The organism is Mucilaginibacter ginsenosidivorans (assembly GCF_007971025.1).
Lineage (GTDB): Bacteria > Bacteroidota > Bacteroidia > Sphingobacteriales > Sphingobacteriaceae > Mucilaginibacter > Mucilaginibacter ginsenosidivorans.
The window spans coordinates 5227838-5247899 of the sequence record NZ_CP042436.1 but is presented as its reverse complement, the minus strand read 5'-3'; the positions used below and the strand labels follow the sequence as shown (position 1 = coordinate 5247899).

Annotated in this window: 11 protein-coding genes; 5 read left to right on the top strand and 6 right to left on the bottom strand. The window is 46.5% G+C overall.

Annotation, left to right across the window (positions count from 1 at the left end; genetic code table 11):
- Positions 1–33: 33 nt before the first annotated feature.
- From FRZ54_RS24865 to FRZ54_RS23840, 5 genes are all read right to left on the bottom strand, one after another.
- Entirely contained in the window at positions 34–159 is a 126-nt protein-coding gene (locus tag FRZ54_RS24865; RefSeq protein WP_262712279.1) for a hypothetical protein, read from the bottom strand.
- Between the two features lie 168 nt (positions 160–327).
- Positions 328–4032: a putative Ig domain-containing protein gene (locus FRZ54_RS23855; protein ID WP_187359707.1), complete on the bottom strand. Its 3705-nt coding sequence runs from the start codon at positions 4030–4032 to the stop codon at positions 328–330.
- 350 nt (positions 4033–4382) lie between these two features.
- Positions 4383–7325, bottom strand: coding sequence for a T9SS type A sorting domain-containing protein (locus FRZ54_RS23850; RefSeq protein ID WP_147034299.1), 2943 nt, complete (start codon positions 7323–7325; stop codon positions 4383–4385).
- Positions 7326–7641: 316 nt separating this feature from the next.
- Complete coding sequence (locus FRZ54_RS23845; RefSeq protein ID WP_147034298.1) at positions 7642–10581, bottom strand: T9SS type A sorting domain-containing protein; 2940 nt, start codon at positions 10579–10581, stop codon at positions 7642–7644.
- Between the two features lie 367 nt (positions 10582–10948).
- The gene (locus FRZ54_RS23840; RefSeq protein ID WP_147034297.1) at positions 10949–11158 is read right to left on the bottom strand and encodes a hypothetical protein; all 210 of its coding nucleotides are present in this window, start codon (positions 11156–11158) and stop codon (positions 10949–10951) included.
- 169 nt (positions 11159–11327) lie between these two features.
- On the opposite strand from FRZ54_RS23840, the gene FRZ54_RS23835 reads away from it, so the two are divergent.
- Both FRZ54_RS23835 and FRZ54_RS23830 read left to right on the top strand, forming a co-directional pair.
- Positions 11328–12458: a hypothetical protein gene (locus FRZ54_RS23835; RefSeq protein ID WP_147034296.1), complete on the top strand. Its 1131-nt coding sequence runs from the start codon at positions 11328–11330 to the stop codon at positions 12456–12458.
- Between the two features lie 191 nt (positions 12459–12649).
- Complete coding sequence (locus FRZ54_RS23830; RefSeq protein WP_147034295.1) at positions 12650–16381, top strand: S8 family serine peptidase; 3732 nt, start codon at positions 12650–12652, stop codon at positions 16379–16381.
- A gap of 72 nt (positions 16382–16453) precedes the next feature.
- Here the strand turns inward: FRZ54_RS23830 and FRZ54_RS23825 are convergent, their stop codons facing one another.
- The gene (locus tag FRZ54_RS23825) at positions 16454–16972 is read right to left on the bottom strand and encodes a hypothetical protein (RefSeq protein ID WP_147034294.1); all 519 of its coding nucleotides are present in this window, start codon (positions 16970–16972) and stop codon (positions 16454–16456) included.
- A 220-nt stretch (positions 16973–17192) separates the two neighbouring features.
- Here FRZ54_RS23825 and ggt point away from each other — a divergent pair, with 220 nt between their 5' ends.
- The 3 genes from ggt to FRZ54_RS23810 all read left to right on the top strand — a co-directional run bounded on the left by ggt (position 17193) and on the right by FRZ54_RS23810 (position 20051).
- Positions 17193–18902 (top strand): gamma-glutamyltransferase, encoded by a 1710-nt coding sequence (ggt, locus tag FRZ54_RS23820; RefSeq protein WP_147034293.1) that lies wholly within the window; start codon positions 17193–17195, stop codon positions 18900–18902.
- A 92-nt stretch (positions 18903–18994) separates the two neighbouring features.
- Positions 18995–19429 carry a MarR family winged helix-turn-helix transcriptional regulator gene (locus FRZ54_RS23815; RefSeq protein WP_187359845.1) on the top strand — a complete coding sequence of 145 codons (435 nt, stop codon included), beginning with the start codon at positions 18995–18997 and terminating at the stop codon, positions 19427–19429.
- Positions 19430–19553: 124 nt separating this feature from the next.
- Positions 19554–20051, top strand: coding sequence for an FKBP-type peptidyl-prolyl cis-trans isomerase (locus FRZ54_RS23810; protein ID WP_147034291.1), 498 nt, complete (start codon positions 19554–19556; stop codon positions 20049–20051).
- The last annotated feature ends 11 nt before the right edge of the window (positions 20052–20062 follow it).

The following is a 20062-nucleotide window of genomic DNA, read 5'->3' as shown; positions in this document are numbered from 1 at the left end:
ACCTGTCGCAATAATCGTGCACCAAGTGCATGATTATGCCGTATATCGGGTGTTTTCGGCGTTGCGGATGGTAAAATCAGCGAAAATATTTACGCGCGGGATAAAGTTGTTTACCAGGTACATAAACTGGCTTTTTCTGCGCGTGTTTTTATTCCCCATTTTGGGTAACAATCCCCACATTTCATGCTGCTAAAGCGCACTTTATCAGCGTTTAAAAGCGTTTTTGGGCACGTTATTATCTAAACGATCTCTGTTGAAATTATATATAATAATATATGATTTTGTATTACAGGTGTTTACTGCGATTGATTGAAGTTTGTTTGATGTTTAAAGCTTTATAAATTGAGTTCTGCCCACAAGGCTTTTATCCTTGTTGCTTATTACCCTGATGAAATAAGTTCCAGGCAGTAATGCGGACACCTCGCCTTGCCAGAAAGGCTGCGTTGTGGTTGCCTGCTTAACCAGTTGCCCCGAACCGCTTGTAATGCTGATCTCATAGCCTGCATCGGTTGTTGTTTTAGGCTGAATGATAAGGCTTAAGGTTGATTTGGCGGGGTTTGGATAGGCGCTCAATACGTTGGCTATTCCGCCCGCCTGGTTTGAATACATCACCTGTACGGTCTTCGAATAGCTTATTTCGTTATTGATATCCTCCTGCTTCAGCCGATACAGATTCGGTCCCGCTGCGGGAGCATTGTCGGTAATGGCATACGCCCCGGTCCCGGTTGAGGTGAGTCCGCCGACAACCTCAAAACTGTTACCCCCGTTTGTGCTGCGCTCTATCGTGAAACGCGTGTAGTTTTCTTCATTCGCAGTTTCCCATTGTACCAGTACGTGCTTGCCGGTACCTTTTTCTGCCGTGAAATCTATTAGTTTATACGCTAAAGCCGGGTTTTGTGTCATCGTCAGCACGAAGCGGTTTGACCCGAATGTGCTTGTATCCGCCATATTTATGTCGAAGCTGTAACTCCCTGCAGTCCGCATATTAACTGAATCTTTTGTGAATGCGTCCTTTAAAAATATGTCGTACAGTGCCGGGATGCCGGAGATCCGTTTTGCGGTTATGGTATAACTGCCACCTGATGTTGCCGAGACCTTCAACGGAATGCTAACGGTTTTTGATAAAGGAAGCTGATTGATAGCAAGTGCAACCCGGTCGGTCGACATGCTTGCAAGATGAACTTTGCCCGTACCCGTCTGATACCTGGCATCTTCTGCTATATCGAATGTGGCTTTGGTATGACTATTAAAACTAAGCAATGTCTCGTCAGTATTAATAGTGTCCAGGGCTACTTTAATTAGTATGGATTGGTTTATTGCCTGGGCAACCGGCTGAGTGTTCATAAATAAATTAAGCCCGGTTACCTGTGTGCTTATCTTGGCCGACTCGTTGAAAGTGAGTGAGGCAGTACCGGCTCCCGATGCCTGCACAAAAAATCCAACCCCGCTTGGAATAATGTTGGTTGCATTGTTTACACCACCCGTTGATGGGCTGTAGACACCGTAGTTTCCACCGGCTGCCTGTCCGGTGGGATTAAGCAGGTAAATAAACCCGCTTGTATTTGGCGCATATATTCCCGCTGTGGAAACGGAGGAGCTCCAGGTATTCCAGTCGATGGAGCTGGCGTATGGATTTCCTACCAGGTTGAAGCCTTCAACAGAGGCAAGTCCGGAAGTAGTTGTATAGCCCAATGTTTTGGGTACAGGGTTATACCAGTCGGCTACCGTGACGGGTCCCTGGTTTAATTTACCCGATGCTGTAATGGTAGCTGCAACCGGTGTGGTGGTAGTCACGAAAGGATTTACCGTGGCCAGGCTGCCGCGGAAGAACATCAGGATGCCTGTGCCAACCGGTAGATTGAAACCTGACCCGTCAAGTTCTATGGTGTAATTTGGCGCGGCGCTCATATCGGCTATGGCCCTGAAATTTCCGGTCACGTACGAGGAGTTGTTCGGGACCTTATCTTCCCTAAACAAGTAAAATGTGGGGTTTCCCGCTTTGGTAAATCCGCCCGGTATGCCGTTAAGACCTGTTGAAGGGATGGCAGCGGCAATGTAATTCATGCTGAAAATGGTATTGCCATTGGCCGTAACGCCGCTGTTCACCGGCGACGAGATCAGCCTGTAGCCACGGTACCCGGCGCCTCCTGTTACGTAGCGTTGCACATTAAGGGTGCCTGAAATGGAACCGGATGTCATCTGGCTCACAGTTGCCGAGCCTGTGGCATCTGACTGCAAAGTAACCAGGTTCACCGTTGAGGAGGCATTCGTAATTGTTAATGCCCCGGTACCGCTGACATTTACTACAGCAGCCGGAACAATATTGATGGCCCCTGTCCCCTGGCCTATAAAGTTTGGGGTAGCGTTGTTGTTGATAGTCAGGATATTGTTGACGGTAAGTGTTGCCCCGTTCTGTACAGTTAATGTGCCGGAGTTCGCTCCAAATGTCACGTAGTAAGCAGCTACCGTGGTGTTTGCTAATATTGCCGGCTCGGCGCCGGCATAATTTACAACGCCGATACTGGCAAGGTCGGTAGCGGTTGGCACGCGGTTGGCGCTCCAGTTTTGTTTGGTGGCCCAGTCGCTGTTTTTGCTTCCTGTCCAATAATTATCCACAACGCATGCTATACTTACTTTGGCGCTGCTGCTGCCCGATCCGTTTGTAGCTGTTATCGTAAAAACGGTTGCTGCGGTTTGTGCCATTGGAGTTCCTGTTATGGCGCCGGTTGACGGGTTAAAGCTCAGGTTTGATGGCAATGTTGCAGGGCTTATGGAATAGCTGGTTGGCGTTCCGCCTGTATTTGTCGGTGTTAATGCCGTTATAGCGGAACCGATAGTAAAAACGTTGATGGAGGGATTATAGCTGATCAGCGGCGCAGCCAGGTTAGGCGGGCAAGATAATGTAACCGTCGTATTACCACTGCCGCTTGCATTGTAAGCTGTAATGGTATAAGTAGTAGCGGAAAACGGACTTGTCGGAGTGCCTGAAAATGTACCCGTGGCGCTGCTGAAGCTTAAGCCTGTGGGCAATATACTGCTTAGGTAGTACCCGCCCACCGGTGGATACCGGGTTACCGTGTTATTGGTAAAATCAGACACGTACAAATTGCCTTTGCTATCGGTAACAAGCCCTTCCGGGTCCGTTATCCCCGATATCGTAGTCAAAAGCGTGCCTGACCCATTGTAAACAGTTACGGTATGGGTGCCCGAATCGCCGATATATATATCGCCTGAACCGTCTACATAAATTGCGTTAGGATTATTTAACCCGGTGATCACAGTTGAAAGATAGCCACCTGTCGAGTTGTATTTGGTTACGTTTTGGCCGCTATTGTCAAGCACGTAGATATTGTACGATCCATCCACCGCTACCGCCACAGGATTTGTTGTATGGCCGGAAGCTATAGAAAAGGCCAGCCCGCCGCTGACATTATATTGGGAAACTGTATTCGCACCGCTATTGTAGTTACCCTGTGCTACGTATAGATAATTAGAGGCGTCCTGGGCGATACCATTTGCGGTACCTAATCCCTGGATGATGGTCGACTGGTAGGTGCCGGCCGAATTATACTTGTCCACATAGGCATTGCCGTGGTTATTACCCAGGCCATTATTGGTGCGGTGGTAATTTAATACATAGCCATTACCTGACGCATCGAAAGTGATACCCGCCGGCTCGGACAGGTTGGCATTGGTACCAAACGTGCCTTGGTAAACCCCCGCTGAATTATACTTGCTTACCGAACTGTTGCCGTAATTAACAACATAAATATTGCCGGATGGATCGATACCCATTCCATAAGGATTGCTTAATGTCGCTCCTGTTAGCTGTACACCGGTGCCATAGGCAAATGACGCAACAGCTCCGCCCGAATTGGCGGGGACCAATGGCGTTATCGCTGTATTAATGGTATAAACGTTTGTAGAAGGAGTGTAACTGATGTTAGGAGCCTGGGCTGAACTGTCTATCGGGGCTGAAAATAAAGCGCAGGTAAATAGAAGAAACAGCAAATATTTGTTAGATATTCTCATGTAGCAATGTTCGTTTGTCCCGTGAATAATCAATAGTGGATACATCACAGGCAAATACTATGCTATACATGTTCAAACGCTTATATACGGGTCCGTTTTAGCCACTGTAGCCATTAAAAAAGCTTTATAGAGGGCGTTATTGCCAAAAGGTCAATAGGTTAGCAAGTGATATACTATTCCCCGATTCGTGTAACAATCTTCACACAATGCGTGATTGAAGTAAAGATTTCGACGGTTGAGCGGCTAAGGTTGTAAGCGCTTTTCGCCAGGGTGATAAGGATGAGTTTCGGACATGATCGCTCTTGTAAATGGCGTAATAAATACGTCCCGGATCGGGTGGATTTTGCGATCTATAGTTTTACAAACCGGACAATCCCTGCACTGGTTTTGTTCTTATTATTTATAACGTTAATACTATAGGCTCCCGGCAACAAGGTGGTTATGTCGCCCTGCCAATATGGTTGCGTCGAGTTCACTTGTTTAACCACTATGCCAGCACTGTTGGTAATTGATATACTGTAATTTGCCGCATCCGTTATTTTTGTATCGATGACCAGGTTGATGGACGATTTTGCAGGATTGGGATACACACTCAAATTACCGGTAATACTACCGGCATATTTTGAATACATCACCTCGGATACTTTTGAATAACGTATACTATCATCTATATCTTCCTGTTTAAGCCTGTAGAAATTCGGCCCGATAACGGGGGCATTATCTATGAAACTATAAGCACCCAGCCCGGCTGAACTGACATTGCCGATTACCTCAAAGTTTGTACCTCCGTCGAGACTGCGTTCAACTGTAAAATGCGTATAGTTCTCCTCGTTTCGCGTTGCCCATGATACCACCACATGTGTAGCATCTGCTGCCTTTTTTGCATCGAAGGTTAATAATTGATAAGCATAGTAAGGGTTTTGCCGTATTACCAGGGCAAACCGACCGGAACCATAGCTTGCAGGATCTTTGTTGATGATACTGAAATTGTATTTGAGGTTATCGCGCATATTGACAGAATCTTTCATGTACGCGTCCATCAGCCATATATCATACAACTGGGGTATTTGTTTCAGTTCTTTTAATTCCAACTGATATACTGTATCTATTGTGGCCGTAATATTCAACGGGATGCTTTCGCTGTTTTTTGGCAGCGGTAATGTATTGATGGCAAGTTTAATACTATCCGAAGACATACTTGCGAGGTGCCCTTTACCAAAGCCTTGCTGGTAAGGTGCGTCTTCGGTTGGCGAGTACTTCGGCAGGGCGCTGCTATTGAAGCGTATCAGCATATCGTCCATATCAAAACTGCCCTTATTTAACTCCAGCCTCAAATATGGGTTACTGACCACTTCGTTAGCTGTGGTGCTCATTAACAGGTTGAGTCCCGTCACCTGCGCCGTCGATTTCGCCGTTTCGTTAAAAATGAGCTGTGCCGACGAACTGGTAGCAACAACGAAAAATGCCTGGCCGCTGGGAATGATATTGGACGCTTTGTTAGTGCCGATACCGCCACCACCTTTGACGTAAGCGCCAAAGTTCTGATTGGTCTGGTTGAGCTCGTACATCGTACTGCCTACATTAGATCCATATATGCCCGTCGTAGTAGAGGCTGTCTGGAAGTTTTCCCAATCTATCGAGCTTGGGTAAGGATTGCCCACCAGGTTGAATCCCCGTACCGATGTCGGCGACGCGGATGTATAACTTAAATTGGACGACGACGGCGTAAACCAGTCTTTCACGGTCACCTGTCCCTGGTTCATTGACCCGGTTGCAGTCATAACTACGCTTTCGGCGCTGGTGCCGGGGGTATATTTATTGGCCAGGTTACTGGTGCGATCACCCCTGAAAAAAAACAGGAAGCCATTACCGACAGGGATATTGAAACTGCCGGCATCACCGTAAACCGAGTACGAAGGTGATGCATTTATGGCGCTTAATGCCCTGAAATTGCCCGAAGTGTAAGCCACGTTCGACGGCGGCATATTCTCACGATAAAGGTACAGCGTGGGGTTACCTGTTTTATCAAATCCACCCGCGGTTCCGCCGGAGCCCGTCAATAGGGATGTCGCCCCGACATAATTCAGGCTATATATATTGTTTCCACTCGCGGTGCTTGTGTAAACCGGGGAGGACACCATACGGTATCCCCTGTAAGTTGAGCTGCCCCCCGTAATATAACGTTGTACGTAATAAGTGCCGGTGATAAATCCAACCGAGGTAGAAGGGACGGACCCGATATAACCGGAGCCATAGCTATCGGACTGAATGATAAAAAAGCCGGCACTATTGTTGGTAATTGCTGCCTGGTAACCCGATATGGTTACCCCGGAAGTAGAGCCCACGTAAAAAGTGCCCGAATTGTTAATATTTGCTCCCTGTCCTGTCAGGTTAACGATACAAGCCGAATTCGAAATCCCTGAATAAAAAGTTCCTGTATTGGTGATAGGGCAGTTTTGAGTGCCAACATTAATTGTAGCTGCAGAGTCGGCCGTGAACCAGCCTGCATTATTCAGGCTCATGCCGTTGTTTGCGCTGCTGAAAGTCAGGGTTGTTCCGTGCATTTTGGTTACGGCGGTTGACGTTGAATTTTTTATAGCCGAATTTTGCCCCGTGACATTGATGGTTGAGGCGTGATCGATAAATGTTCCCTGGTTGTCGATAATGTTGGCGGGCGTGCCGCTTCCCGAAAGTGTTATGGTCGATTTTACGGTGGTTAGCGTACCGGTATTGATTAGCTGGCTAAAGTCCTGCAAGGTAAGTACAGAGCCGGCTAGGAAATTAAGCGCACCGGCGTTGGTGATACTGGAATGGTTGTTAGGAAAATTGAATGCCGAGCCCGCTGTGAAATTTACTGTAGTGCCTGAAGCAATGGCCATAGACGACTGATAACCCAACTGGGAGGTGCCGCCGATATTTGCTGTACCCAAACCTGAAAAAGTAATACCTGTTGCTGCGAATATAGGCTGGGCTGTACTGATACCATTACTGATAGTAAGTATAGGGGAGCCCGAAAATTGTACATTAACGCCATAAACACTATACAATGTCGTTTGCAACTGGCTTATGGTTAAGCTGCTGGTAAGTGTAACGGTTTGTAAACTTGTGTTAATAACAGCAATATCTGTCGTGCCGGTTTTCCCGGGATATCCCGTGGAGGGGAACCAGTTGGCTGATGACGTCCAGTTGCTGCTAAAGGCAAGGCCTGTCCATGTATAAGTTGTGCCTGCTACGCTCCGCTGAATGGACAGGAATGCGACTAAAATCAACAAGTAAAGCTTTGTTCTTCTCATAGCATCGGGGTTATGCTTCCCACCTCACTAACGGTTTATTATCAATAAGGTAGTGATAATAATTAACCTTTAATTTACGCGTGCTTTATACGATATTAAATATAATTATGTTCTTTTTAAAAGAAAAATATTAATTAATGATTAATGTAAATTTCATAAAAGGTTGATTTATTGATGGGTATGAGATGAAAACATGGCTTAAACAGGGCCACTGCTTGTTAGAGAGGTATATATGTGTCCGGAAAAACGTCTAAAAACAAAAAACCGCCCCGGCAATTGCAAAGGGCGGTTGATGTGTATATATGGATTAATTAGGCTACATTTTTACAAATTTGGCATTGCCAACTTCTTCCTTTGTTTTGTTATCAAATGCTTTGATGATGTAGGTGCCGGGGTGCAAGCCGGCAATACTGCCCTGCCAGGTGGTTGAATTTGTTGCCGATTGACTGATCACCAAACCCGAACTATTAGTGATCATGATCATATAACTATTGGCAACACTTTTGGGATTTGTTATTGTGAGGCTGATATTTGAACTGGCCGGGTTAGGATATATACTGACAGTGCTTTTGGTAGTTGGGTCAGGGTAGTCGACCCGCACGATGTTGGAGTAGGATATCGTGTTACTTACATCTGTTGACATAAGCCGGTAAAGGTTGTGTTTCCCCGGCAGCGAATCTATTATGCTGTAAGTACCCATGCCGGCTGCCTTTACAATCCCTGCAATCTCGTAGGTCTTCCCGGTATCTGCACTGCGCTGAACGGCGAACCGGGTGTAGTTTTGCTCGTTTTCGCATCGCCAGGTCAGTTGTACCCGTTTTGCTGTTCCGGCTGGGTTCTGCATTTTGGTCGCCGCAAAACCGAGCAGGCGGTATGCATAGGCCGGGTTTTGGCGAATTACCAGGGCGAAACGGTTGGAGCCGAATGAATTGGTATCATTTTTAAAGATATTAAACCGGTAAGTGGGGTTATGCCTCATGTCGCAGGAGTCCTTTTTATAAGCATCCATCAGCCATATATCGTACAATTGCGGCACCCCCTGGAGGTTTTTCAAGCTAAGTGAATAAACACCGTCGGTGATTGTATTTACTGATAGCCGCGTTTTGCTGCCCGACGCGAGCGGAATGGTATTGATAGCGAGGTTCTCATTATCACCCGAAATACTCGAGATACTTACTTTGCCATTACCTGCTTTATATATCGCATCAACCTCCGGGTCAAATTTGCTCGTCGCATCGCTCATAAAGCGGATGATCATGTCATCCGTATTCACCGAATCCTGGCCCAATTGCAGCTTCAGGTACTGGATGGGGTTTGTTGCTACAGGAGCCGTGCTCATTAAAAGACCAGCGCCGGTTGCCTGTGTGCTTGTTTTCGCCGATTCATTAAATATGAGTTTTGCCGAAGCACTGCCGGCCACTACCAGGAAACCCTGCCCGCTTGCTATTATGTTTGTTGCATTATTGGTTCCTATGCCGCCCCCGCCTTTTATATATGCACCAAAGTTTGCGTTTAGCGGGTTCAGTTCATAAATCGTATTACCTACGTTTGAACCGTATATGCCCGTTGTGGTGCTTGATGTTTGAAAATTTTCCCAATCGATGGAGCTTGGGTAAGGGTTGCCTACCAGGTTAAAACCACGGACCGACGCCGGCGAACCGGACGTATAGCTTAAGTTGGAGGATGCCGGGGTGAACCAGTCTTTCACGGTTACCTGGCCCTGGTTCATTGTCCCTGTGGCGGTCTCAATGGAGCTTTCAGCACTCGTGCCAGGTGTGTATTTGTTGGCCAGGTTGCTTACCCTGTCGCCGCGGAAAAAGAAAAGAAATCCATTTCCAACCGGGATGTTGAAGCTGCCGGCATCGCCATCAATAGTGTATGTTGGGGCGTTATTTATGGTAGCCACACCCCTGAAGTTACCTGAAATATAAGTGGTATTCGATGGGCTCATATTTTCGCGGTAAAGGTATATACTTGGATTGCCTGATTTATCAAACCCGCCGCTGGTACCGCCCGAACCCGTTGTAAGGGAGCCTGTGTTAATGTAATTTAGGCTGTAAACATTATTGCCACTTATCGTACTTGCATAAACAGGCGAAGAGAACAGCCGGTAACTGCGATAAGCCGAACTGCCCCCGGTGATATACCTCTGCACATAGTAAGTGCCTGTAACTCTGCCGACGGAGTTAGTTGGCACGGCGCCCAAATAGGCTGAGCCGTAGGCATCGGACTGGAATATAAAAAAGCCTGCGCTGCCAGCTGTTATGCCTGCCTGGTACCCTGATATAGTTATCCCCGACGTTGAGCCGACATAAAAAGTGCCGGTATTAGTAATGGTAGAACTTTGTCCAGTAAGATTAATGATGCACGACGAGTTTGAGGTGCCTGCATAGAAGCCGCCCGAATTAGTAATGGGGCAGCTTTGTGTGCCGATATTAAGCGTAGCGGCTGAGTCGGCTATAAACGTACCTGCGTTGGTAAGACTCATGCCGTTATTCCCGGTGCTGAACGAAAGTGTCGTGCCCCGCAATCTGCAAACCGCCGAGGAAGTTGAGTTTTTGAAAGCAGCATTTTGGCCGGTTATATTAATTGTTGAGCCATGATCCAAGTAAGTACCCTGGTTGTCGATGATATTTGCGGGGCTGCCGCTGCCCGAAAGGGTTATAGTAGCTTTTGTGGTTGTCAGCGTACCCGTGTTGGTCAACTGGCTTTGATCCTGGAGTGTTAATGATGAGCCGGTCAGAAAATTCAGCGCTCCGGCGTTTGTTATACCAGAGTGATTGTTGGGAAAACTGAACGTGGAGCTTGCTGTAAAATTTACGTTAGCTCCGGACAAAATAGACATCGATGACTGATAGCCAAGCTGTGATGAGCCGCCGATATTTGCAGTTCCGGTACCGGAAAAAATTATGCCATTCGAAGCTGATGAAGGCTGAGCTGTAGTGAGGCCCGAATTTACCGTCAAAACTGCGGAGCCTGAAAACTGTATTTTTACGCCTGATACACCGTAATTGGTTGATTGTAATGAAGCGATGGTTAAACTGGCACTAAGCGTTATAACTGCGTTGCTGGTGTTGATGCGGGCAATGTCAGTAGTCCCCGAACTTCCGGGGTAGCCGGTGCTTGGCGACCAGTTTGATGCCGTTGTCCAGTTGCCGCTGGCGCCTCCGTTCCAGGTATAAGTCGTACCTGCCTGTGCCAGTTGCGCGCAAAAGATCAAAGCTATTAAGAGAAGGAATAGTAATCGGATTTTCAACGTGTACGGCTAATTTTTTCTCTTTAAATGAATACTCTGCAGGGCAGATTATTTATCGCTAAAAGATCAATTATATCCCGTTTACACTATCCTTTGCCCATATAATTGGCCTGATAATGCGGCGTTATACGTTATAACACATGATTGGTTTCATGGTCGGTTAATTTTTTTAATAAATTGTTACAAAAATATAGAATACCGATATGGCTGGTGCAAAATATAGCCTTATACCCTTTGTTTTGATGGAATGAAAATAGGTGGATTGTAAATATTAATCATAGGTTAATTAAATTAATTGAAAAATCGAGTCAAGGAATCAATAATTAAATTATTAACCCGAGCATTATTGCCGGCAAAGAAAGAAGAATTATTTAGCGCGGGGTAGTATATTTTGCTTACGGTAAAGACTGTAGGCAGCAAAAGCGGACGCCACTACGACAAGTACAATTACCCATGTATCCAAAGGGCACGAAGCATCCGGGTCAGCATCATCACACGGAACAGTGGTCTGTGCAACTGCGTTTACAATAGCCGTCAGGAAAAGTACAAGGGAACAAAATCCGGCTTTTAGCTTCATGAAGAATTTCTACAGTTACAAATATAGGTTTTTATTTTTACGTGCCCAATTTAACATATGTTTCAAATACTTACAAGTTAAGGCGGCTAACAGTCAAGCCGGCGAAAACCGGTAATTGGATTATTTTTGTAAATTGTGGTGGATTTACCAACCAAATCTTCACTATATAATGCCCGGTGAACGGCTTTCTTTATTCGATGAAAACAGAAGCGACCTTTTGTTAAAGATAACATGCCTGTTCTGGCTATTCGCGAAATTATTGAGCTGGAGGATATGGACAACGAACCGGTTATTACCTGTTGTCCCGCTATTCAAAATCTTTGATCAAGTACCAGGAGTGGTGCATGCGGTGGCTTTTGGACTATCGATAGGGCTCATCCTGTTGGCTTTTTTCAAACCTGTTCGCGCTGTTCTGTTGGTATTGTTAAGCGTTGAAGTTATTTCGTGTGTGCTGGATATCAACCGGTTGCTGCCATGGGAATATCAGTACGTTTTCACTATTCTTATTTTCCTGTTCAACTTTAAAAAAAACGGAGTTATACCTGCCTGCATTGCCTTCGTGTTGGTATCCACTTATTTTTATGGTGGTGTATGCAAATTGAACGAGGATTTCGTGCGCACGGTTTGGAACATGCTGATCCTTAAATTTTTTCTGAAAATGCCTGCTCATTTCATCATGCAAAGCTGGGTTCATTACAGCGGGTATTTATTGGGTGTAATTGAATTGCTCGCAGGTGTGGGTTTATTATTCAGGAAAACCCAGGTTTGGTCGGCGATCGTTTTGATCATGATGCATGTTTTCATTTTATTGTTGTTCAGTCCCTTTGGGTACCGCGGATATCGCGTGCTTTGGCCATGGAATACATCTATGATAGTTTTTCTTTACCTTATCTTTCTGAGGGGAAAGGAACGTGTGGCAGTAGTTCAGTCCGTGGTGCACGGTGTAAATAAATTGATATTTGTAATTTGGGGCATTTTGCCCGCACTAAGTTTTATAGGTTATTGGGATTATAATTTATCCTCTGCTTTATTCGCGGCCAACATCCCTAAAATGACCATTTGCGTTGCCGATACTTCACGCTGCAAGCCATTGCAACGGTTTTTCAATCAAAACAGCAAAGCTTCTATGTGCCGTGGCCAGGCAAAAGCGGATATCCAGGCCTGGGCAATTGCCGAAACACGCGTATCCGCCTATCCGCAGGTTTGGGTTTATAAAAGGATGCAGGAAAAGATCGAAAAACAATACCCATCCGCCGTATTTACTTTTACGTATTTTAATCATTACCCTAAAAATAAATAAGGCCTCTGCGACCAATACTACCACGAAATAACGGGAAAAAGTATAATTTTATCGGGCATGGTTGCGTTAAGGTTCTGCCTGTTTTGAAAAACGATTAACTATTGAGGCAACTATTCATTGTTAATTCATGTACATCAATTAGTCTTGTATATGGCTGATTTTAACCTTGTTGTTTAATTTAAAAAGGGCGGATGAGAATAAGTTTTACTTCAGTAGCTGCGTTTTTTTTGCTTTTGATGGCTGGTGACGCTTTTGCTCAGCAGCAGGTTTTGGTGACACCCGATAACAAAAGGAACCTGGATATTTTAACCACCAAAGCCAATGAAACTTTCCGGGCCAACCATCAAAAAGCGCTTTCTCTTGCCCAAGTCCACGGCTGGCTCCTTAGCCGTAGAACAAAGAACGGCGGCCTCGTCTCGCTGCAGGGTGTAAACAGCCTTGGCTTCCCCGTATACCTTGCAACCGACAATAATGTCATATCCGCCGCTACTACCAATACCAACACCGTGCAACCGGGCGGCTTGCTGGGGTTGAACTTATCGGGTTCGAGCGCTTTTCTCAACAATAAACTGGCAATATGGGATGGTGGTTGGGTTTACAGGCAACACCAGGAATTTGCCGGGAAAACGATCTCTTACGGCGATACTTCGGTTATTATCGACCATGCTACTCACGTATCCGGTACAATGCTTGCGAAAGGCGTTTATCCCCCAGCAAAGGGTATGGCTTTTAATGCCGCAACGCTCCATTCATACGATTTTAATAACGACATAGGCGAAATGAGTGCGGCGGCTTCAGGCTTGCTGCTATCAAACCATTCTTATGGTGACGAGGCGGGCTGGAATTTTAATGATGCCGCAAATCGCTGGGAATGGTACGGTTTGCCCGGCGATACTGTTGATTATACTTTCGGGTTTTATTCGGACCGTGCACAGGCATGGGATAAGATAGCTTATAATGCGCCATTTTACCTGATAGTCGAGTCAGCTGGTAACTCCCGCGGAAGCACCGGTCCGGCAGTGGGTGCAACTTATTACGGATACAGCAGCGCTACTAACCAAACTATTGTAAACAAGGGGCCGCGTCCGGCTAATATCAGCAGCAATAACAGCTACGATTGTATAAGCACTACCGGTAACTCTAAAAATATACTTACGGTTGGCGCTATTAACCCTTTACCCTACGGACCTTCTAATTCGCAAAACATCACGACCACCTTTTTTAGCAGTTGGGGGCCGACAGATGACGGTCGCGTTAAGCCCGACCTGGTAGCCAATGGCCTTGATGTATTATCCACCGGCTCGGGCAGCCCGACAAGTTATATCACTTATTCGGGCACTTCCCAGGCTGCGCCAAATGTCACCGGGTCACTATACCTGCTGCAGGAATATTATGCACAAAAACATTCGGGCACCTTTATGCGTGCAGCCACATTGAAAGGACTTGCTTGTCATACAGCTTTCGACGCCGGGAATGTCGGCCCCGATTATATCTACGGCTGGGGGCTGCTGGATATGAAAAAAGCGGCACAAGCCATCACTGATAACGGGACGAAAAGCCTGATCCAGGAGAAAACACTGGCGCAGGGGCAAACGCAAACCTATAATGTAGTAGCTTCCGGTAATGGCCCGCTTGTAGCCACGATATCATGGACCGACCCGGCAGGCAGTATTACGCCCGACGGCGTTATTAATAGCCGTACGCCCAAGCTGGTTAATGACCTCGACATCCGCATCAGTGATGGTACAACTACTTATTTACCATGGGTTCTAGATCCTGCTCATCCGTCGCTGGCTGCAACCACAGGCGATAACATCAGGGACAATGTGGAACAGGTTTATATAACAGGTGCTGTTCCCGGTAAGGCTTACACCATCACTGTGTCGCATAAAGGAACACTCTCGTCGGGTTCCCAGGCATATTCCATTATCGCAACGGGTATTGGCGGGGCGGCGTATTGTACCTCAGCCGCGGTATCAAATGCCGATTCCCGTATCAATACTGTAAGATTATCGAACATCAGTAATTCACCGCCGGCCGGCTGTACCACCTATTCTGATTATACCAACCTGACCGTACGGCTGGAGCAGGGAAAAACGTATCCATTAAGTTTAACGCTCGGCACCTGCGGCGCCAATTTTGACAAAGCGGCAAAAGTGTTTATCGACTGGAACGGGAACGGGACATTTGAGGCTGGCGAGCTTGTTGCTACAAGCAATGTTATTAACGGGACCGGCGTTTACAGTACCAGCATTACCGTGCCCGGTACGGTGATACCGGGCAATTTTAGCCTGATGCGCGTAGTACTTACCGAAACGTCCGACCCTTCAATCATCACTTCGTGCGGTAACTACGCCAAAGGCGAAACAGAGGATTATCGTGTGCAGTTCCTCCAAACAAGTATCGATGTAGGTGTTTCGGCGATTATAAGCCCGGCGTCGGGCGGCAGTTGTACAGGACCGGTACCTGTGACTGTCACCCTTAAAAATTATGGCAGCACAACTATCAATTCGATACCTGTAAATGTGACCATTAAGGCGGCCGACGGGACCACAACATCGCTAAGCCAAACCTATTCGGGTTCGATAACTTCGCTTGCGCAGGACGATTTTACCTTTACTTCCTCGTTCAATATTTCGCCAGGCACAAGTTATGTCGTTACCGCAACTACAAACTTATCCACCGACCTCGTTCCTGGCAATAATGCAGTAACCGATACTGTAACAACGCCTGACCAGCCCCAGTTGAGCGGCCTTTCGGCTAATTTTTGCAATGCAAGTAATTCGTACCTGCTTAGCGGTACCGGTGACGGCGAAGTGCTTTGGTATAAATCAAGTACCGATACAATACCATTTGCCTATGGCGCTTTAGCCACAACCACGCAGGCCCCGGCGAATGGAAGTTATTACGCCGGTCTGAACGATTTTCACGGCACAGTTGGCCCTGCCACCAAGAATGTTTTTACAGGAGGAGGGTACAATCAATTTACCCCTTCCATAACAGTATTCTCGCGTATACCTGTAATTATACAAAGCGCCCGTCTTTATATTGGCAATTCGGGCAAGATAACTTTTACCGTTGCCGATTCAACCGGCGAAGTTGTTTCAACCTCGGTGGTCAATGCAATAGCAACGCGCTCGAACCCCGGACCCGGTGCCCTGGACGACGACTCGACTGATAAGGGGCAGGTCTATAATCTTAATCTGCTTATCCCTGCGGCCGGGCACTACACGATCAGCACATCCTACGACGCTGATGCGACGATCTATCGAAACAATGGCGGCGTCACCGGTTACCCTTTTAAAATAGGGGATGTTTTCAGCATACAGGGGAATACTGCCACGTCAGCTTCGGACACGGCGTATTATAAGAATTTTTACTATTACCTGTACGATATCCGCCTGGTAAGCCCCGGTTGTGCTTCGGCAACAAAGCAATCTGTCTCCCTGGTTAAACCGGTCATCACACAGAATGGCAATATTTTGAGCTCGAACTTTACCAGCGGGAATCAATGGTATCTAAACAATGTCGCCATAAACGGGGCTACCGGGCAAACTTATGCAGCAGCACAAAGCGGTAATTACCGGGTCGATATCATTTTAAGCAACGGCTGCGTTTCGCAATCGGATAACTTTGTATATGTCAATACATCACTCAGTTCTGATAATGATATAGGCCTGGCGGTGTTTCCTGTGCCTGCCGACGGGCAATTGAACGTGGTATTTGCCGCTCCGGCTGCATCATCCTTAACCTTGTCGCTGGTTAACAGCGCAGGGCGCACGAATTATTTGGCGCAACAACAACTTGCAGCCGGCAACTTTAGTACGATTATCAACACAAGCCACCTTCCGCCGGGTACTTACATACTCAAGATACTATTGGGGAATAAAAAATATGCGCGAAAGATCATTATTGATAGGTAGGGGGTAGTGATCAGGAAATTAAAAAGGGCCGGCTGACATCAACCGACCCTTTTCGTTACGGGGTTAATATTTTTACTTAAAGCAATACTTCACACCTAAACCTGGTGCAATGTCAAAGAATGGCCCGGTAGCCAATTCGAGGCGCGGGTTCAGGTCGAGGCTGACAGCGATGGGCGAATTAGGTATCACGTATTCGAGGCCGATAACGCCATCGGCACCCAGCAATATTTTGTTGCCGGTGTACAATTGGTCGTCACCATTAAATCTTTTGTAATAGCCTGCGCCTACTGCTCCAAGGTGTGCACCAAAGCCATAATAGAAGCGGAATCCTTCAACATTGAAGGCCTTTACATTGAGTTCATATAAGCCGGTAATAACCAGCCCATGCGGTGAACGCAGCCCGGCGATGGCCTCAAGGGAGGTCTTTTCGTCCATAAAATATTTGGCCGATACGCCGTTTTCATACCCGCCGAATTTTAATCCTGCGGCAAATTGATAATTAGGCCGGTATTCTGGTGCTTGTGCTTTTGCGGTGTTGCCAATAAATAATAAAACACCCAAAATAGATAATAAGTAAGTAGCTCGTTTCATAGAAGTTTATTGCAAATAACGTTATTTTCTGCCTTTTAATGTCAATGACTTTAGTTTAAAGCCATACCCGGCTGATTTTCAAATGCAAAACTTGTTATTAAATATTAGCTGTAATAAATAAGTTTTCCACTATTTAACAGGACAAACAGTTTTTAGCAGCTAATTGTTACGATATATTTTTTAGAATTAGGCTAAATTAGGCCGATTATATAACCTGGTTATGAATCCTATACAGCTAAGATATTTCCTGCATATTTTACTTATTTCAGTTTTTTTCGCCTCCGCAAGCTGCGTGCAGGGCACGCTTGGGAAAAATAACAGCGATGAGTACCACAATGGAATGGTGGTTTGTGCTTACCCCGACGCCGCTAATGTGGGCCTCGAAATATTAAAAAAGGGTGGTAACGCCGTTGATGCAGCGGTGGCGGTGCAGTTTGCGCTTACGGTAACCCATCCGCAGGCAGGCAATATCGGTGGCGGGGGCTTTATGGTTTACCGTTCGGGCAAAGGCGAGGTGAATACACTTGATTTTAGGGAGAAAGCACCGGCCGCCGCCGGCCAGGATATGTACCTGGATTCGGCAGGGAATGTGATACCGGGTAAAAGTCTGTCGACACATTCAGCGTCGGGGGTACCAGGCTCAGTTGACGGCATGTTCGAAGCGCATCGCAAGTATGGCCGTTTGAAATGGAGCGAACTGGTGCAACCGGCTATCGACCTGGCACGTAATGGGTTCAAAATAACAAAACGGCTTGCCGCCGATCTGAACTGGGCATCAAAAGAAATAAAAAAACTGAACCCGGGTAAAAACTACCTGCTCAAAGATACCACCTGGCAGGAAGGCGACATATTGGTGCAGGAAGACCTTGCAAAAACATTGGAACAAATACGCGACAAGGGCCGGGATGGGTTTTACGATGGCGTTGTAGCCGATGAGATTGTATCTGAAATCCAAAGCGGCGCCGGGCTGATCACCAAACAGGATCTAAAGAACTATCATTCTGTTTGGCGCAAGGCATTGATCGGCCAATACCGGGGCTACAAGATCATAACGATGCCGCCGCCGTCCAGCGGGGGCGTTGCATTATTGCAATTACTACAATCGGTGGAAAAATACCCGTTGACCCGCTGGGGTTTTAACAGCGATTCGACCGTGCAGTTATGTGTCGAAGCCGAGCGCCGGGTTTATGCCGACAGGTCGAAATACCAGGGCGACCCCGATTTTTTTAAAGTACCGGTTGACAGTTTGCTGAGACCGAAATACAATACCATGCGCATGAGCAGCTTTACCTGGGATAAGGCCACTCCGAGTTCGGATGTTTTGTCCGGTAAGATCAGTGGTTATGAAAGTGATCAGACTACGCACTACTCTATTGTCGACCGCGATGGGAATGCGGTATCCATTACAACAACTTTGAACGGCTCGTTCGGCTCAAAAATATTTGTAAAGGGCGCGGGATTTTTGCTGAACAATGAAATGGATGATTTCAGTTCGAAACCAGGGGTTCCTAACATGTTTGGCCTGGTAGGTGGTAAGGCAAACAGCATACAGCCCAACAAACGCATGCTCTCGTCCATGACGCCAACCATAGTGGAGAAAGATGGTAAGCTGTTCATGATCGTTGGAACGCCAGGAGGGGCAACCATTATCACATCAGTTTTTCAAACAATTATGAACGTTATCGATTTTAAACAGGATATGCAACAAGCGGTAGCATCGAAACGTTTTCATCACCAATGGCTCCCCGATGTTGTTAATATTGAACACAATGCGCTGGATACCACTGTTCGAACCAGGCTGGAGCAAAAGGGCTATAAAATTGTAGAGGGCGGTACGATAGGCCGGGTCGACGCGATATTGAAAACGCAGTGGGGGTATTACGAGGGCGGCGCCGATCCCAGGGGGGATGACACGAAAGTTGGATGGTGAATTGTCAATGGTGAATAGTCAATAGACCATGGACGAAAAATCGCGAACTAATACTATACTTGCAGAATTATTTCGATAAAATGCCCTCGCATATTAAACACCAGGAAACGATAGATTACTTTATGAAGGTGGTTTGGCAAACCATGGCTAACCGTTATAACCAGCTGGTTACCGAATTTGGCATAACACAATCTATCGGATATTTACTCATCAATATTGATGAGCAGGAGGGCACCACGGTGTCGCAGGCAGCGGCTTTGCTGGGATTAAAATCTACCAGCCTTTCGCGCATGCTGAACCAGCTGGAAAAGACGGGCCTTATCTATCGTGAATCGAACCAGGGAGACAAGCGGTCGGTAAAAATTTACCTTACCGAACTTGGGAAGGAGAAACGGCACCTTGCGCGTGTGGTGGTAAAGCAGTTTAACAATTACCTGAACAAGCACATCAGCGAACATGATAAGCAATACCTCATCGACCTGCTGAAGAAGATCAATAAGCTCACCGTAAATTACAAGCCCGAATAGGTTTCTTTTACCCGCACTGAAAAATAAAGCAATGCCGCGTGCGTTGTACCAATGCGACTGAATTGTTAAAAATTGTTAAGAAGTCGTTTTTGAATTTTAAAACGATAAATTTGCCGGTTGAAAAATGAAGAGGTACCTATTGCCCATATTACTGATCGGTGCGCTTGTAAGTGGCTGTGGTAAAACTCAAAGCGACAGGGCTAAATACCTTGCGCAGGCAGCCAAGGACGATAAGATACTGGCGGATTATATAGAGGCCAATAATTTAAAGGATAAGGCGGTAAAGGCCAATGATACCTCGGGGGTATATTATATTATACTGCGCAACGGGCAGGGGAACGATGTTTTCACATCGTCGACCATAGTAACGGTAGGGGATACAGGAAAGGTGTTGGGGGCCGATACTGCATTTACCCAAACCAATGAATTTCACCCCTCCTATACATTGGGACAGGTGATATTAGGCTGGCGGCTGGGTATACCAAAAATGCAAAGGGACGGCATCATACGTTTATTGATACCTTCGCGGTATGCGTACGGGCCAAATCCGCAAAAGAATATTGGATTGCCGGCTAACGCCATACTTGATTTTGATATAAGACTTTACGATATAACGAACTGATATAAATTATA

Coding starts and splice junctions, on each gene's coding strand:
- FRZ54_RS23850 (WP_147034299.1), bottom strand. CDS start 7,325: ATGAGAAGAACAAAGCTTTACTTGTTGATTTTAGTCGCATTCCTGTCC.
- FRZ54_RS23855 (WP_187359707.1), bottom strand. CDS start 4,032: ATGAGAATATCTAACAAATATTTGCTGTTTCTTCTATTTACCTGCGCT.
- FRZ54_RS24865 (WP_262712279.1), bottom strand. CDS start 159: ATGGGGAATAAAAACACGCGCAGAAAAAGCCAGTTTATGTACCTGGTA.
- FRZ54_RS23840 (WP_147034297.1), bottom strand. CDS start 11,158: ATGAAGCTAAAAGCCGGATTTTGTTCCCTTGTACTTTTCCTGACGGCT.
- FRZ54_RS23825 (WP_147034294.1), bottom strand. CDS start 16,972: ATGAAACGAGCTACTTACTTATTATCTATTTTGGGTGTTTTATTATTT.
- FRZ54_RS23835 (WP_147034296.1), top strand. CDS start 11,328: ATGCCCGGTGAACGGCTTTCTTTATTCGATGAAAACAGAAGCGACCTT.
- ggt (WP_147034293.1), top strand. CDS start 17,193: ATGAATCCTATACAGCTAAGATATTTCCTGCATATTTTACTTATTTCA.
- FRZ54_RS23830 (WP_147034295.1), top strand. CDS start 12,650: ATGAGAATAAGTTTTACTTCAGTAGCTGCGTTTTTTTTGCTTTTGATG.
- FRZ54_RS23810 (WP_147034291.1), top strand. CDS start 19,554: ATGAAGAGGTACCTATTGCCCATATTACTGATCGGTGCGCTTGTAAGT.